General features: G+C 51.1%; 10 protein-coding genes. 4 read left to right on the plus strand and 6 right to left on the minus strand.

Annotated features, from left to right (window positions below; genetic code table 11):
- Positions 1 to 8 precede the first annotated feature (8 nt).
- The 3 genes from B5G27_RS07950 to B5G27_RS07960 all read right to left on the minus strand — a co-directional run bounded on the left by B5G27_RS07950 (position 9) and on the right by B5G27_RS07960 (position 9,346).
- Positions 9 to 5,492 (minus strand): discoidin domain-containing protein, encoded by a 5,484-nt coding sequence (locus B5G27_RS07950; RefSeq protein ID WP_087178370.1) that lies wholly within the window; start codon positions 5,490 to 5,492, stop codon positions 9 to 11.
- 338 nt (positions 5,493 to 5,830) lie between these two features.
- Positions 5,831 to 7,369: a glycoside hydrolase family 32 protein gene (locus B5G27_RS07955; protein ID WP_087178371.1), complete on the minus strand. Its 1,539-nt coding sequence runs from the start codon at positions 7,367 to 7,369 to the stop codon at positions 5,831 to 5,833.
- 69 nt (positions 7,370 to 7,438) lie between these two features.
- Complete coding sequence (locus tag B5G27_RS07960; RefSeq protein ID WP_087178372.1) at positions 7,439 to 9,346, minus strand: PTS beta-glucoside transporter subunit IIBCA; 1,908 nt, start codon at positions 9,344 to 9,346, stop codon at positions 7,439 to 7,441.
- Positions 9,347 to 9,592: 246 nt separating this feature from the next.
- Here B5G27_RS07960 and B5G27_RS07965 point away from each other — a divergent pair, with 246 nt between their 5' ends.
- Positions 9,593 to 9,877, plus strand: a complete 285-nt coding sequence (locus tag B5G27_RS07965) for an AbrB/MazE/SpoVT family DNA-binding domain-containing protein (protein ID WP_087178373.1) — start codon at positions 9,593 to 9,595, stop codon at positions 9,875 to 9,877.
- Positions 9,849 to 10,112, plus strand: coding sequence for a PIN domain-containing protein (locus B5G27_RS07970; protein ID WP_242958268.1), 264 nt, complete (start codon positions 9,849 to 9,851; stop codon positions 10,110 to 10,112). The genes B5G27_RS07965 and B5G27_RS07970 overlap by 29 nt, the downstream gene beginning before the upstream one ends.
- A gap of 29 nt (positions 10,113 to 10,141) precedes the next feature.
- Here B5G27_RS07970 and B5G27_RS07975 read toward each other — a convergent pair whose 3' ends face one another.
- Positions 10,142 to 11,284: a LacI family DNA-binding transcriptional regulator gene (locus B5G27_RS07975; protein ID WP_087178488.1), complete on the minus strand. Its 1,143-nt coding sequence runs from the start codon at positions 11,282 to 11,284 to the stop codon at positions 10,142 to 10,144.
- Positions 11,285 to 11,496: 212 nt separating this feature from the next.
- Between B5G27_RS07975 and B5G27_RS07980 the strand changes: the two genes are divergently transcribed.
- On the plus strand, positions 11,497 to 12,933 hold the full coding sequence (locus B5G27_RS07980; RefSeq protein ID WP_330399017.1) for a sodium:proton antiporter: 1,437 nt from the start codon (positions 11,497 to 11,499) through the stop codon (positions 12,931 to 12,933).
- A gap of 15 nt (positions 12,934 to 12,948) precedes the next feature.
- Entirely contained in the window at positions 12,949 to 13,944 is a 996-nt protein-coding gene (locus B5G27_RS07985; RefSeq protein WP_087178374.1) for a cytidylate kinase-like family protein, read from the plus strand.
- A gap of 87 nt (positions 13,945 to 14,031) precedes the next feature.
- Here B5G27_RS07985 and B5G27_RS07990 read toward each other — a convergent pair whose 3' ends face one another.
- Positions 14,032 to 15,036, minus strand: coding sequence for a LacI family DNA-binding transcriptional regulator (locus B5G27_RS07990; RefSeq protein WP_087178375.1), 1,005 nt, complete (start codon positions 15,034 to 15,036; stop codon positions 14,032 to 14,034).
- A gap of 147 nt (positions 15,037 to 15,183) precedes the next feature.
- A complete protein-coding gene (locus tag B5G27_RS07995; protein WP_242958269.1) occupies positions 15,184 to 17,181 on the minus strand; it encodes a heparinase II/III domain-containing protein in 1,998 nt (665 codons plus the stop codon).
- Positions 17,182 to 17,202 lie beyond the last annotated feature (21 nt).

The following is a 17,202-nucleotide window of genomic DNA, read 5'->3' on the forward strand; positions in this document are numbered from 1 at the left end:
AGAAAGTTTTACCTCTCTGATTTTCTCTTTCTTCCGGCGATAACCACTGTTGCTCCCGCAAGGGTCGCTGCTGCTGCCCATGCTGCTGCATTTGTTGTGTCGCCTGTCTGGACAGCCTTGTCTCCGCCCTGACCTTTATCTCCGTTCTGGCTTCCGCCTGTTCCCGGCTTCTGCGGGTCTTCCGGTTTTGTTCCCGGATCTCCCGGTTCCGGATCAGGATCTGTTCCCGGGTCCTTCTCGTTCACGGTGACAGCGAAGTTAGCTGTATGATGCTGATATGTAACAGCTACTTCTTTGATATCTGCTGTCAGCGCTGTTCCAAGAGCCGGTGTGAATTCGAACCATTCTGCTGTCTCAGCGTTGTAACCGATCGTTCCGTCTGAACCGTCTGAATATATTACACGAAGTACAAGTCCTGTCGGATCCAGCGTCTCGCCTTCAGTATATTCTGTCTTATCCGGAGCTTTTGCCACTTCCACGGAAGTGATCGTAACCGCTGCCGGCTGGACATTGATATTGAAAGCTGTTGTCTTGCCCGCATACTCTACAGTAACCTCTGTATCGCCTGTTGTAAGCTGCTGATCCAGAGCCGGTGTGAATGTAAAGTCTGCTGCCGTCTCCTCGGTATATGCTGCTGCCGCTGTTGAACCGTCGCTGTATTTCAGCTCAAGTACAAGACCTGCCGGGTCAAGTGTTTCACCCTCTGTATAGTTTGTCCTGCATGGTTCTTTTACAGCAATTTCTTCAAGAACCGGTTCTGCCGGCTCTGCTGCTTTGATCTCAAATTCTGCGGATGCGCTTCCGGAATATCCGTACTGTCCAAGACCTGTAACGATTGCTGTTGCCGTTCCCTCAGCAGTGTTGTTCTCATATGATACGATGTAGTCAACGCCGTATCTGAGTTCTGCACCGTCAAGAGCAACTGTGATCTCATCAGCGCTCAGTGTTACCGGATGGTCTTCATCTACAACATCCACTTCCTTCACTTCAGGAACTGTAACCTCTGCATTACTGATGTCTGTCGTCTCTTCTGCCATTCTTACACGGAGCTCAGCCGCGCTCATGAATCTGTTATTTCCGGAATCGCCAAATGTGCTGAGACCTGTGAGACGGACATATTTTGCCATCATCGGCTGATCAAACACTGCCAGCTTCCAGCCTGCCGTATTTTCCCAGGATCCCGTAGATACAGCTGTCCACTCTTCACCGTCGGTACTTACTTCTACTTTGTAATTTCCGACACGGCCGTTGATGCTTCCGTCACGTCCATAGTAACGAAGTGCATCGAGCATTGTCTCTTCTTCCAGTTCAAGCGTGATCCAGAAATCGGACATCGGAACTGTCACACTCCAGTTCGTATGCCACCATGTTCCGGCATTATTATCTACCGCATAGGATGCAGGTCCTTCATTTCCGCCTCCCGGATACTCGCTTGCTGCTGTTGCAGTTGTCTTTGTATAGTCGTAATCTCTGCTGTCATCCGCAGCGTCGCCTGCAGATGCGTCTACACCAAGGTTGATCGTAAATGTGTTTCTTGTACTGTGGTCCTCAGACTCGATGATCAGTTTTGCTGCGTTCTCATACGGCGGAATATATGTTACCGCTGCATTGTCTGCGCCTGCATACTGGATCGTGTCGATCAGGATCGCCTCTGTGTCAAAGTATCCGTTTGCCAGATCTGACGCACTTGCTTCCAGGCCATTGACTGACAGCGACTGAAGTGCTGCTGTCGAGTTCGTCGTATAGGAGCCTGTCCACTCGTTGATCATAACCTCTGTGATCGCTACACTCGGTTTAGACAGATCTGTACCTGTCGGATTCACAACACGAAGTTTTACATAAGTTGCTAACTGCGGGTCAAAATTATATGTATATGCCTTGACCCTTGTCGGATTCTCGGACTCAGCGATCGTCTCTTCCGCCTCTACCTTTGTCCAGCTGTTGTCCTCGCCTGTTTCGGAGATATAGATCTCTGTCGTTCCAGCGTTCGGGAATCTCAGGCCACTGTTGTCTCTTGCGAAGTAAACAACGATCTCTCCGACTCTCTGCTGAGTATCATAGCGGAATGTAATCTCCGCATCATTGTCATTATTCTTATTTGTATTCGTCCAGTTGCTCCATGCCGTGGGGTTAGCTCCGCCGCTTGTGTTGTCGCTGATCGCTGTATTTCCGTCTTTGATCGCTTCAAGCGTATCTGACTGGAAGCCTGCCTCAATATCCTGGCTCAGGTTGGCTGCTCCTGTCACACTGTCGCCGATTGTAACCTGCTGCTCCTGCACACGTACAACAGCAGACACTGTCATCTCCTGTCCGAGTACATTCGCCGTACCTGTTACCATCACCGGACCGACTTCATCATAGCTGCCCTCAGGCTCGCCCCACTCTACCGGGAAGGATGCGCTGATCACTTCGCCGTTCTGGAGCACTGCAGGTCTTGATTCCGGAAGCACCGGTTCTGTTCCGACCGGAACTGTAGTAGTGTAGTTGAGCAGTGCAGCCACCTGATCGATCATGTTGACCGTTACAGAAACTGTATCGCCCGCCTCTGTCACACCTGCAACTGAGAATGTGCCTGTCTGTGCGATCTGGTCCTCTGAGATCTCATTCCATGTCACCGTCATGTCAGCCTCAGAATTGTCAGAATACACAGCTGTTACTGTCTCAGGCAGCTGAGGCATATTGCCGGTCTTCACATAATAGTTTCTGGACATCATGTAGTAGCTTAATGACGTTTCTCCGGACTCTTCTTCCACCGGTGTCGTATTAATCGTCACAACAGCCGGATCAAGTCCGTCCGCGCTTGCTGTTACTTTGATCTCGCCTGCGTTCTTCGTAGACTGTACGATCGCAACAAGCTGACCGCTGAACGCATCCCTATTATCGTCCTGATAGGACTGATGATCTGCCTGCTCGCCATTGTCAACACCTACAAGCGTTCCTTCGCCTTCTACTGTAAACTTCACATTGTTTGCCGCATCAGGAACGATTTCACCATTTTCATCTTCAACGCTGACAGTAATATAGCTCAGCTCTGTGCCGTCAGCCGCGATCTCTGTACGGTCGGCCTCTGCATCCAGCTTAGCCTCATCTCCGGTCGTCGTCACATAAGTACGTCCTTCAACCTGGTCGAGATCGATCGCATTGCCTTCTGCGTCCCATGCCTCTGCGGAAATGGTTCCTTCTTCAAACGGTACATTCCATGTCAGATAGAGATTCTTATGGGCGGTTCCGTTTGCGCCTTCTCCCTCATAAATCTGATAGGTATATCCCGCATCCGTAGTCTTTGTCGTAAATTCCTTTGTTCCAAGATCCTTTACTTCTCCGTCTGCAGTAGTAAGCGTCAGTTTTACTTTCGCTGCATCTGTATATACAACGACCGGAACTTCTCCGCTTCCGTTTGTTGTCACGACATCTTCATTCCATGCAGGAAGAATATGGAGCGTGTCAACGTCGTCGTTCCACTGGCTCTGATAAAAATAGTAGCTGTCCTTCGGAAGTCCTGCGGTATCAACGATACCGAAATAGGAGTTCTTCGGAGACGGCCAGGATGACACTGCCCCGGTGCTTGTTCCGTTCCACGGTGTAGGCTCGCCGATATAGTCAAAACCTGTCCATACATATTCACCGGCCACGAAATCACGCTGGATCACATCATACCAAGCGCTGCTTGCAAGAGCCCCCCAGCCTACTGCCGAGTTGTCATAAGACGTAAGGTACTTATCTGCCGTCTGTGACGCGCCGCCGTTTCCTAATCTGTCATAAATACCGCGGCTGTTGACCGATGAAGCCGTCTCTGATCCGTAGATAGGCCAGTCCGGACTTGCTTCGTGCTGCGTATCATACTGCGATCCGTTTGTATAGTTGAGTCCTACTGCACCGCCGGCCTGAGCAAGCGAATCCATAATATTATATGCTGTTCCGGATGTATTACCTTTAACATTATTATCGCCTCTTGTGACAGGCCTTGTCGAATCAAGCTCCTGAGCCCATGCGATCAGCTTGCTCTGTGCATCTGCATAAGTCTGGTTAAGACCATAGGCTGTTCCTTCCTGCACCTCGTTTCCGAGAGACCACATAATCACGGAAGGAGCATTCTGTCCTCTCTTGATCATGGCGGTCAGATCGAACTGCGCCCATGTCATTCCTGATTCTGCCCCGATGATTTCGTTACCGTCATCAATTGTCTGGTCAAACCATACAGAATAGTCATTGGAATTGCCGTTTTTCGGATACATCCAGCCGTCGAACGCCTCATCGATCACAAGGATTCCCTGCTCGTTGCACGCCTCGATCAGCTCATCAGACGCCGGGTTGTGTGTTACGCGGATGGAGTTGCATCCCATCTCTTTCAGGATTTTCACCTGACGGTTGATCGCATCCTCCCATGCCTCTGCTCCAAGGGCTCCCTGATCGTGGTGCATGCAGACGCCCTTCAGCTTCATATTCTCTCCGTTTAATGAGAAACCTGTATTGGCATCAAGCTTAAAATAGCGGTAACCAAATTCTGTGTCATATGTATCGACAACAGTGTCACCAACCTTCACTTTTGTTCTCACAGTATAGAGTGCCGGGTTATCGGATGTGTCCCACAGTGTCGGATTATTTACCGGTACTGTTGCATCGATATCTGCGCTCGCGCCGGCAGCTACTTCTACAGCCTCTGTCGTCACAGTTCCGATGCTGTCCTCTGCATCTCCGTCTTTCGGGAATACAGTATGTGTAAGTGTTACATTCTGTGCTTCTGCGGAATCATTTACCACAGTTGTGCTGACGTTCGTGCTTACCGTGCCGCCAGCTTCTTCCTCCAGGTTCGGAGTCTCGATCTTTGTTCCGTACAGATCGACATGTACCGGATCTGTGATCGTCAGATCCACGCTCCTGTAGATACCGCTTCCTGAATACCAGCGGCTGGACGGAGTCTGGTGATTTACCTTTACAGTGATCACATTGTCTCCGCCGTAATTTACATAATCAGTAATATCGAAGGAGAACGGTGTGTATCCGTAAGGATGGCTTCCGACCTCATGGCCGTTTACCCAGATCGTAGAATTCATGTAAACTCCGCCGAAATCAATCCGAATCCTCTTGCCTTCCGCACTGCTGTCAACGGTAAAGTTCTTCCTGTACCATCCGGTTCCTCCCGGAAGATAGCCGCTTTCAGCCTCCCCTGATTTGGTGTATTCCTGCTCAATACTGTAATCATGAGGCAGGTTCACCTGCTCCCAGCCCGAGTCGTTAAAACCCGGATCCTGTGCGCCGGAAGCGTCGCCCATATAGAACTTCCAGTTATCACTGAAATTCTCCGAGCGCGTTGTCCCGGTGTAATTATTCACATACACTGCTTCCGGGTCCGAGCTCATCTGGACGCCTGAGTCTGAACCGACCTTAACGGACGGTCCCGCTGCCAGTGCCATGGACGGGATGATCATCCCCGCCGCCAGCGCTGCCGCGATGACTGCTGCACCTTTTCTTTTTAAGTCATTTTTTTTCATCCTTTTTTCGGACAAATACTTTTTCTAGTCCTTTTCCTCCATTTCCCTTTTATTTTACACAACCGCAGTTTTCCTAATTTTGCAGAGAATACTGCCATTATGTAATTACTATCCTATATTGTAACATTTCTGTAAATTTTTTCCTATTTAATTATGAACAGCTCATAAAGATTCATTAATACTCCCAATTTTTACACTCTGTTTTCTGATTTAAGCACATTTTTTTGTGCAAAACATCAAAATTTTAACTTCAAGTTATCATCTTTAGCAAAACATACATTAAAAGAGCCACCGCGCTCATACCTGGCGCGGCAGCTCCCTATACTCTGGTCTCTCATTCACGATCTGATTTCGATCACTTTAAATTTTATCTCTGCGTCTCCGGCTTCCACACGGACGCATGCTCTCTCAGGATAATATCTTGTCGTAAATACATACTCTCCATTATTTAAGAATACTTCCACTGAAGATACATCCGCCAGGATCCTTACGCTTTCCAGCCGTTCAAGTTCAACGTACCGGAGCCCTCTCCCGGCTGACGCGGATCCTTTCTCCCGGCTTAAGAACCTCATCTCAAACCTTCCGTCCGTGTATTCCAGCACGAGCTCTTCCGCGAGCACTGCGCGGAATCGGTTCCCGGATATGCGGTCCACGGACATATCATAAACCTGGTATCCTTCTATCAGGAATGGTTCTGAAATAGAACCTTTTCCCTTTTCAGCCGCCGCGATCTCCCGCTCTCTTTCCTCCAGCTCCCTGACCGGACGCTGGAGCACCTTCCCGTCTTCCACGAAGATTTCTCTGGGGAAGGTGAAGCAGTGCTGCCACCCGTTCTCTATGGTAGGATTGGTATACTCCTCGCAGTCCGGCATGCCCATCCAGCCGATCTGGATCCGCCTGCCGTCCTCTGTCTCAAAACTCTGCGGCGCGTAATAGTCGAATCCATAGTCCCAGAGCCTGTACTCTGACAGCCTGTATCCCGGATGCCGGTCCGCCGGCTGCGCGGATCCCGGCTGGCTGCCCCCCGGCTGCACAGCTCCCGGCTGGCTGTCTGCTGGCTGTCCGGCCGCGTCCAGGATGTCACCTTCCACCAGGAAATACCCTGACTGGTACACATTCCGGTCTTCCCACACGCCGCCTTCCAGCCCCTGTACGGACGCGGAGAGCAGCTTCACCCCGTTCACCTCAAAGTAATCCGGGCATTCCCACATATATCCGAAGGGCTCCTCTGTCTCTACCCTGCTGTGGAGCGTCCAGTTTACCCTGTCCGCTGACCGGAAGATCAGCGCCTGCCCTGTATCCGCTTTCGTCCTTGCTCCCTGTATCATATAGTAGAGTCCCTGCTCTTTCCATACCTTGGGGTCCCTGACATGGAGGGTCAGGTCTGACGGATAGTCTGCATTTCTCATAAGGAGCTGCTTTGGCCCGAAGCTCTGCCCGTCCCGGCTCGTCACGAGGACGGTGTTTGCCTCGCGCCCGGTATTTACATAATCATAGTCCGCCCGGTCTTCCAGCTTTACATTTCCCGTATAATACACGTACATCACGCCGTCCTCTGTGAAGGCGGAGCCTGAGTACACGCCGTGGCAGTCAAAGGGCTGATCCGGATAAAGGACCGCTCCCTGGTATTCCCACCTGACCATGTCCCGGCTCGTGCAGTGCCCCCACATCTTGACTCCGCCCTCAGCGTGAAACGGTGAGTATTGGAAATAGGCGTGGAAGACGCCGCCGAACTGGCAGAGACCGTTCGGGTCATTCAGCCACCCTGTCGGGGGCATCAGATGGATCTCCTGCCGGAACCGGCTGTCCGCAGCCGACGGTTTCTCTGCCTCCGCTTTTTCTGTAAGTCTGATCAAATCCCTTGTCAGTGCGTTCATATCCATTCTCCCTGTCTGTATTATCAATCTGATCGGTTGCTTTTTCACTGTGCGGTCTGCTCAGTGACTCTATTTTTTCAGCGTCATGACCGGATCGTCTGTGCCGACTGCCCCGGGCGCTGCCTTTTCCACTTCGGAATACTCATCCGCATTGGTGAGGATGACCATCGTAGCCGCCGGATACCCTTCCGCGCGGATCGTATCCAGGTCTGCCTCTATGAGCACGTCTCCCGCGCGGACCTGCTGTCCGTCTGATACTTTCTTTGTAAATCCTTTTCCGCCCAGCTTCACGGTGTCCACCCCGATATGGATCAGCAGCTCGCCGCCACTTTTTGTGGCAATGCACACCGCATGTCCTGTATCGAATACATTGATCACCTCGCCGTCGCACGGGGATACGACCCTGCCGTCCTCCGGCTCTACCGCCACAGTCGTGCCCAGCATTTCAGAGGAGAATGTCTCGTCGCTCACTTCAGAAAGGGGGATGATCCGCCCCCTGACAGGACTCTTTACTGTCTCTTTCTCTGTTCCCGCAGTCTCAGCTGCCGCTGCCCCTGCCGATGCTTTCGCCTCTATGCCGGCTGTCTCTGCCTTCGGCTTCTGGTCTTTATACATAATGAAAGAGATCACAAACGCAACGCCCACCGCGATCGCCATCTCGATCACGTACTGCACCGGCTGCTCCAGGCAGAGCAGGATCCCGAAGATACCTGTCACTCCTGTGCCTTTTGCCCCGAGATGTACGAGGGAAGCATACAGGGCTCCGCATCCGCCGCCGATGCATCCCGCGATGAACGGCTTGAAAAATCTTAAGTTTACACCGAAGATCGCCGGCTCTGTGATCCCCATGAACGCACTCAGAGATGAGGGGAGCGCCAGTGATTTGATCTTCTTATCCCTGGACTTGAGTGCCACTGCAAGAGCTGCCGCTCCCTGTGCCACATTTGCCGCGCTTGCCAGCGGGAGCCAGTATGTCACGCCGTACTGCGCGATCTGTCCGATATCAATCGCCGTGTACATCTGATGGATACCGGTCACGACTGTCGGCGCGTACAGGCCGCCCATGATCAGGCTTCCGATGCCGAGCGGAAGAGTGAGCAGCCACTGGATGCCGCCGAGGATCGCGTTCTCAGCCCAGACGAAGACCGGGCCGATGATGGAAAGTGTGAGGTAACCTGTCACGAACACGCTGACCAGAGGAGTGACGAAGAGGTCCAGCACCTCCGGCACGATCTTGTGCAGCTTTTTCTCGATCACCGAGAGCAGCCACACCGCGATCACAACCGGGATGACATGTCCCTGATAGCCCACCATGTCGATATCATAGAGCCCGAAAAATACGGACTGTGTCTGCTGTACGCCCTCAGTCGCCACGGTGTATGCATTCTGCAGAGCCGGGTTGATCATGATCATACCGATGACTGCGCCCAGATACGGGTTCGCGCCGAATGCTTTTGCCGCTGAGAACGCGATCAGGATCTGAAGGAAGGTGTACGCTGTATTGCTGAACAGATTTGCGAACACATAGATCGAACTGCTCGTGTCCATGCTGATAAAGCCATTATTGATCATGAAGTCCAGGGAGTTCATGATCCCCATGAGGAAACCGCTCGCCACGATCGCCGGGATGATCGGTACGAAGATATCTCCCAGCAGTTTGATCGCGCGCATGAATACATTCTGCTTCTGCGCTGCCGCCTCCTTTGCCTCTGCCTTTGAGCTGGCAGTGATGCCCGCGATGGCGATGAACTCGTCAAACACCTTGTTGACCGTCCCTGTGCCGAGGATGATCTGGAGCTGCCCGGACGCCTCGAACACGCCTTTCACCCCGTCAATATTCTCGATCGCTCCCTTGTCTGCCCTGCTGTTATCCGCGATAACGAGCCGCAGCCTGGTCGCACAGTGTGCGGCGGATACGATATTTTTGCTTCCGCCGACCTGATCCAGGATCTCTTGTGCTGTTTTCCTGTAATCCATATTATCTCTCCTTCCCTTTAATTAAGCGATTTATCTCGCATATGAAATCTATTTTTATGAAATCGATTTCATATCTTGTATAAATGATAAGAAAAAACAGAGGATTTGTAAATATGGCATTTTTACTGATATTTAATGATTCGATTTGTGCATTATTATATTTAGGGGCTTTTTTCTGTATTCGGGAAAGTAAAAAAAAGTAGGGAAATCCCTACTTTCCATGTTCCAGAAAGGTGGTGTAAAATCATGTCAATAAATGCGTTTGTAGATAATGCCAAAGTTATGGCAAAAGGACAGATCACAATCCCGAAAGATGTCCGCGATGTGCTTGGCGTGTCAAATGGTGACAGGGTTACTTTTATCGTGGAAGGAAACACCGTCCGCATTGTCAATTCTGCCGTGTATGCTATGCAGGTTCTTCAGCGGGAAATGGCTGGAGAAGCAGAACGCGCCGGACTGACCTCGGAAGATGATGTTATGAATCTCGTCAAAGAATTGAGAAATGAGGACGAAAATAAAGCGGATATTTAACAAGAAATTCCCGAACCGCCTGACGGCGCTGGACAAATTTCTTTCCGTCGCATTGCTTACCCTGGAATTAATCCCAGTTCCGGTAGAGAAAGTTATGACCGAAACACAAATCAGGGATGTCAATGACCGCCCCATTTTGCGGGCAGCCATTGAAGCGAAAGCAGATGTTCTGCTGACCGGCGATAAGGATTTCTTAGAGTCCGGCGTGAAAAATCTGTCCGAATTATGGTTATAAAATAGAGGTAATTGAGAAGCCCTCCGTGGCTACATGCGCCCTTCCGAACCCCTGACCAGCCGGAACCCCAGCTTCATCTCCACAGGGATCTTCTCCCCCCGCTCGATCACATCCAGCAGCAGCTCCGCGCTGCGGATCCCGCTCGTCTTGTACCCGAAGTGCACCGTAGGTATCCCCCCTGTGGCAGCCTTTAAAAGCTGGTTGTCACCGAACCCGGTGACCGCGATCCTGCAGCTGTCTGCCGAGGCGTCAGCATCCGGCAGAACGAGCCGGGCCTGAGGCAGGACGGACCGATCCTGCGCCAGGTCAGACCGGTCCTGCGGCAGAGCGGGCTGGTCCTGCTGCAGAGCGGGCCGACCCTGCAGCAGAGCGGGCTGGTCCTGCGCCAGTCTGATCCCCCGGTCCCGCAGCGCCCGAATCGCCCCCGCGGCGATGGTATCCGTAGCGCATGATATCACGCCGATGTCCGTCTCTTCATCCAGAAGAGAGAGGGCAGCCTCATATCCTGATTCCGCCCGGAACGCGGATATCCGCACATACTCCTCTTCCAGCTCCCTGCCCTCTGCTCTCAGGCCTGCGCGGAATCCATCCTCCCTCGCCGCGCCCGCGGCCTTATCTTCCCGCGTGACGCCGATGTAGGCGATATGCTTATGCTTCCCGCTCAGAGACGCCGCCAGCTTCCCCATTGCCTTTCCGGCGCCGTAATCGTCATGGTATACACAGTTTGCATATTTCGTATTCTGTCCGGTCACGACAACAGGGATCCGGGCATTTTTGAGAAATCTCCTGTGCTCCGCTGTGATCATGGTCCCGATGAGGATAATCCCGTCCACCGGGTATTTTTCAAATAAGTGGAGATATTCGATCTCTTTTTTCGCATTGTTGTCCGTGCTCGCAAGGAGCATCTGATACCCCCGCGCCGCGAGTACATTGCCGATCCCCTCTGTGACGCGGCTGATGCTCTCTGAATTGATCTTTGGTACGACCACTCCGACCAGGCTGGCGCGCTTCGTCCGCAGGGTGCGCGCCTGGGCGGAAGGATGGTACCCGGTCTCTTCGATCACTTTTTTGATCTGTGCCCTCTTCTCCTCGCTGATGTAGCCGCCGTTTAAGTAGCGCGATACCGCGGCGCTGGAGACGTTTGCGAGGCGGGCGATTTCTTTGATGGTCATGATAATGGCAGCTTCCTTCATTTGATCTTTTTTGCTCACTGTAAGGAAATTGTATCACGTATTTTCTTTTCTGTGAACTCCCCATTGTCCGGATCCAATGGAGATGCATCTGGCAAAATCCCTGCAAAATACTGACAAATCCCTCTCTGTTTCGTTTGATTTTGACGAATGCCGGAGTTATAATTTTTATTGGCTTAACGGAGGTGACATTTTTGAAAAAATCAGTAACTTTATCAGCAATCCTACTCTTTATCCTTATCTTCTGCCCGGTATGCGTCCAGGCAGCGGAAAACGCGCAGGATGCCGCAGTCCCTGTCTGGCTGTGCATCCCATTTGCAGGGCTGCTGCTCTGCATCGCCATCATGCCGCTTATCAAAGAGGAATGGTGGGGCAGCCATCAGCCTCTCGCGGTGGCTTTCTGGATCCTTGTTATGGCGGTCCCGTTCGCCCTTTACTACGGGGCGGGACAGATGGCGGAAACCGTACTGGAGTGTGCGGTAAATGATTATCTGACATTTATCATCCTGTTGTTCGGACTGTTCTGCGTATCCGGCAACATCACAATGGAAGGGGATTTCGCGGGCTCTCCCAGGATCAACACCGGACTTCTCGTCCTCGGGACTCTGTTGGCGAGCTGCATCGGTACCACAGGCGCCAGCATGCTCATGGTCCGTCCCGTTCTGAAAATGAACTCCTGGAGAAGAAGAAAAGCGCATATCATGGTGTTCTTCATTTTCCTCGTGTCCAACATGGGCGGGATCCTGACCCCGATCGGCGATCCGCCGCTGCTGATGGGATTTATGCGCGGCATCCCGTTCTTCTGGAGCCTGCATCTGTTCCCGGTCCTTCTCTTTAATATGGTGATCCTTCTTTTTATCTTTTATCAAGTGGACAAGAGGATGTACCGCAGGGACATCGCGGAAGGCAGGAAGCCGGATATCAGCAGGCCCGGGACCCGCTTCCGGATCGACGGACTGCACAATCTCGTCTTCCTCGTCATGATCGTGGGCGCTGTCATCTTAAGCGGCGTGCTCCCGGGGATGAAGGCGTTCCAGGACGGCGCGGGGAATGTACTCGGCATCCATATCTTCGGAGATGTGAGCTTAAGTTTTCCTTCCCTCATTGAGATCGCGATCATCCTCGCGGCGGCGTTTCTCTCATTCCGCACTACGCCAAAGGATGTGCGGACGCGGAACCACTTTACCTGGGGACCGATCCAGGAGGTGGCGGTGCTGTTCATCGGGATCTTCATCACCATGCAGCCTGCCCTGATGCTTCTGAGGCAGGTCGGGCCGAACCTCGGTCTGGAGCAGCCCTGGCAGCTCTTCTGGTCCACGGGCGCTCTGTCCAGTTTCCTGGATAATACGCCTACCTACCTGGTCTTCCTCACAACAGCGGGAACACTCGGGTTTACAAGCGGGATCGCGACCAGCCTGGGCACCATACCTGTGCATCTGCTCTCAGCGATCTCGTGCGGAGCTGTATTTATGGGCGCGAATACATATATCGGGAACGCCCCGAACTTCATGGTCAAGTCGATCTCTGACGAAAACGGTGTAAACATGCCGTCTTTCTTCGGATACATGCTCTGGTCAGTAGGGATCCTGATCCCGGTATTTCTGCTGGACACATTGATTTTCTTTTTGTAAGGAGGGTGGTCGGATATGCAGGAAAATGAAAAGAAATATATGGAGCTCGCAAACCGTATCTATGACCTGGACGCGGAAGTTTACGACAGTGTCGGCTCTGCGCTTGGAAGGACATTCACCGGTGACAGGGAAAATACAATAAGGAATCTGTGTACGTTGATGATGACCAAACCGGACGGTCACCTCTTACGGAGCGAGCTCGCCCTGATCAGCAATATGGCAAGGACCATTAAAGATAAGAAAAAAAGACATCTGATGATGTCTGAATACGACAACATCCTGAAGCAGATCGAAGAACTCCCTGATGTCTTTGGGAAAGTGGATATCGTGGACCTGGCAAGGGCTGAACTGAACCTCAGTGCCCGGAAGCAGCCTTCCGGGGACGACCATCTGGTCATCTGCATCAGCAGGACGCAGGGAAGCGCGGGAAATGATATCGGATTTGAACTGGCGGATGATCTGCACATTAACTATTATGATGTTGAGATCTTCAACCAGGTGCTCACCCGCCTGGAGGCGGAAAAAGGCTCTGTCACTGATGCGGAGACGGAAAGTTTCGCCGGTTTTGACAAATACAGGAAGCGCTCGTTCCGGCTTAATACCTGGTTCCGGGAATTCAACCGCTACCACGGGCTTCCCAGACAGGACGCCGTCTTTTTCAATATGAGCGACCTGATCTGTAATCTCGCCCGGACAGAGGACTGTGTGATCATGGGCCGGTGCGCGGATTCGATCCTCTCGAATAACCATATCCCGCACATCAGCCTCTTTATCAGCGCGCCGTTCTCACAGCGCGTCCAGAGGATCATGGCGGCGAAAAACATGGACCTGCGCCATGCGTCCCGGTTCCTGAAACGGATGGACCGGCAGCATAAGAAATACTATGACTTTTACACTTACGGACGCTGGGGCAGGCCGGAGAACTATGACCTGTGCATCAACAGCGCCAATTACGGCATACGGGAGACGATCGATCTGATCGAGAGGTTGATCGACCAGAAAAAGAAGTGATCAGGCTGCACGCTGAAAACAGCGGCTTAAAAAGAAGGGACAGACAAGCGGTATTTTCTCCCCCGCATTTGTCTGCCCCTTCTTTTCTCACAGGGTAGTTCCCCTGTACTTCACAATATTTTTAAATACAACCTCTGTCTCTTTTTTCTTACCATCCAGAACCTGCAGCATCTCCTCCATCACCCGCACGCCTTCTTCGTAAGCCGGTGTAATAATTGCGGACACTGGCGGGGTGGCAAGCTGGGTCCACCCTTCCGGATCAAATCCGATCAGTCCGAGCCTGTCCGAAAACAGTTCGATATAGTTCGGGAACTGCCGGATCGCCTGATATACAACCTTCAGCGTATGCGGGGAAACGACAAAGATCAGCGTCTTCTTATTCAGATCCACACTCTCACTGAGCACTTCGTAAACTTCCTCAGATTTTGTGTCCGGATTCAGATATATTGTATTTCCGTCCATCCCGGAATCCTGAAGCGCATCCCGGAATCCTCTTGACGTCTCAAATCCAATGCCGAAATCACTTTCTTCATTGAAAATAATAATAAAGGTCTCATACCCCTTTTTAACGCAGTCCGTGATCACCTTATATACACTCTCATAATTATTTTCCTTCACGTATCTTCCCGTATATTCGTAAGGTCTTGATCCCAGATACACGATGGGTTTACGCTTCTTTTCCAAATCCTGTGCCAGCATGCCGAAACGATATGTCGCCTGAATAATAAATCCCTCAACGCCCATCCGCATCATGCGCTCAACATATTCCTGTTCTGATTTAAACAGCATCTCGCTGCTTCCCGGAAGGATCTGAAAGTCTCTGGCGCTGGCCGCGTCCTCCATGCCTTTTAGCGCTTTTGCACAGTATGGATCTGAGATGTCTCCCAGGATAACCCCGATCAGTCCGGTACTTTTCGACTTCATCGCTCTCGCTGCCGCACTCGGCTCATATCCGGTCTCGTCAATGATCCGCTGAATCCTCTGCTGAGTATCCTCAGACATTTTGTGAGTTTTCCCGTTAAGGAAAAACGATACTGTTGTTTTTGATACTCCCGCCCGTTCTGCTATCTCATTTATTGTCAACTTGCTCATATTCAAACCTCGTACTTCATCTTCCTGTTTTTAAATACTGAAGCGGAAAAAACTTCTATCTGATATAGTAACACGATTTAGTAATAAACTGAATCATTTTTTTATGTTACAGAGATTTGAACAATGATTTCCCTTTCGCGCTAATGATCAGTTTTTCAGCCTCAATATATTGACAGTGTTGCCTTTTTTGCGGATTGCAGCCGCTTTTCCATAAACCGGAACGTCCTGGCATGTATAAACCTTCCCGCCCCGGAACGTCTCATGGTTCCAGATAAGGAATACGACCGATCCTCCCGATGTGAATGTAAACTCCCGTGCAAACACAACATCCTCCGACACAGGTTCTTCTCTCCCGTATTGAAATACCGGAACCTTCTGCACAGAAATATTTCCATCAGCTATGACCGTCATATCTGAGAGCTGATTTTCAAATGTACGTTCCTTTATAAGACAGATACTTTCTTCCAACTCATTATACCGCGGGGAGACCACGCATGACTCCATTTTCAATGCTTCTTCCCCATATATCTTCAGCCTCACGTCCGCCGAGGACATTTCCAGGCATAACATCTCTTCTGCCTTATCCACGCTGACATCCGGGCTGCAGTGGAAATACTGCTTCACACTGTGCATACCGTCATAAGCGATATCATCCACGATCATCCAGACCCCTTCGTCAGATACCATGACTTTCCTGACAACGCTGCAGTTTTTCCCTTTTTCAAGGACAGCACGATAGGACATCTCCGCATAATGTATCCCATCCTTTTCCTTATAATAATTCTTCATGGCATCCGGGTAACTCTTAAATCCCCATGCTCCCGTGGGAACTGCCATTGATCTGTCATCGATCACACATACATTGTGAGCCTGCGCGCTTTTTAACATCGGTCTGACAGGTTCATCCTCACGGTAGGAATACCTTCCGCTGTCCACGAAAAACGCGCGGCCGCCGTGATACAACGATATATGAGTCAGATCCGCATGTCCGTGGCTGCTGCCCAGCGGACCACATGTGAGCCAGGTATAATCCGCATATTCGGACCAGTTGTTTCTGAAATAAATATTTCCGGTATCAACTTCATTTAAGGTAAGTTCAGACGGGACTTGTTTCTCCATGGCATTGTACATCTTCACACCCTGCATACCGAGCAGCCAGACGCTGTCCAGATCAGGCGTGTCATATCCCATCATCCGGAACTCTCCGTTTCCGGTCAGAACTGCCGCTTTTACCAGCACATCCCTGACATCTGTCACATCGCTGTCACACTGGGCGCACTGCCGATGATCCGGTCCGGCGGCAAACATTACATAACGCGCCATCCTGGCTGCTTTTTCTTCCAGCCACTCTATCCTGATATCAAGAAACCGACAGATACGAAGCAGTTTCACAGAACACAGAAGGACTTCCATATGATACATGATCGACTGCTCCCAGTGTCCGCCGTCGTCCATGACCTGAAGTTCCAGCTGTGTTTCCAGCTCTTTCCACGCCCATTCTTCCAGACCGTTCTGCGGCAGTTCTTCACCGAACAGCATGTATCCCATACATATGGAGGTAGTCTGGAGAACTCCCCAGTTGCTCAGAGTATATTTTCTGATATACCTCTTCTGCATGTTTAAGTACTGTTCTCTTATACTGCTGATAATCTTTTCAGTTTCCTCTTTACTGAGCAGATGGCTCCCGGTCAGATGGAGCAGGAGAAACTGCCAGCTCATGCAGCGTATCCCTGTGTCGATCGTTCTGGTCGTCTCTGTTCCTTCTTCTTTTATCTCGTTATTCTGGATCCAGTGAAAAAGATACCAGCGGAGTTTTTCCACATAACTTGTGTCCTCCGTAAGACAGTATGCCAGATAAAGTTTATACATATAATCATGACGGTTCAGCATATAGACCCACTCAGGATCTCCGTTCGGAGTCCTGTCCCACTCCATCTTTTCCAGATGATAAGGCGTTTCACAAGGTTCCATATCCCATCTGTCCACAAAACGGAATGTCTGGTCCTTAAGCTCGCCGGCGCGCTTAAGGAGTTCATCTGTCTCAGCCCCGCAGTACTCCCGCAGATAGCGGACAGCAGCCTGTGTATCAAACTTTTTCACATAATCCTCTGCCAGAGCAGTAAAACTACTGTATTTATCCTTCACCTTTTTCCTCTCCTTTCTGAT

It is taken from the genome of Lachnoclostridium sp. An76, assembly GCF_002161355.1.
Taxonomy (GTDB): Bacteria; Bacillota; Clostridia; order Lachnospirales; family Lachnospiraceae; genus Mediterraneibacter; species Mediterraneibacter caccavium.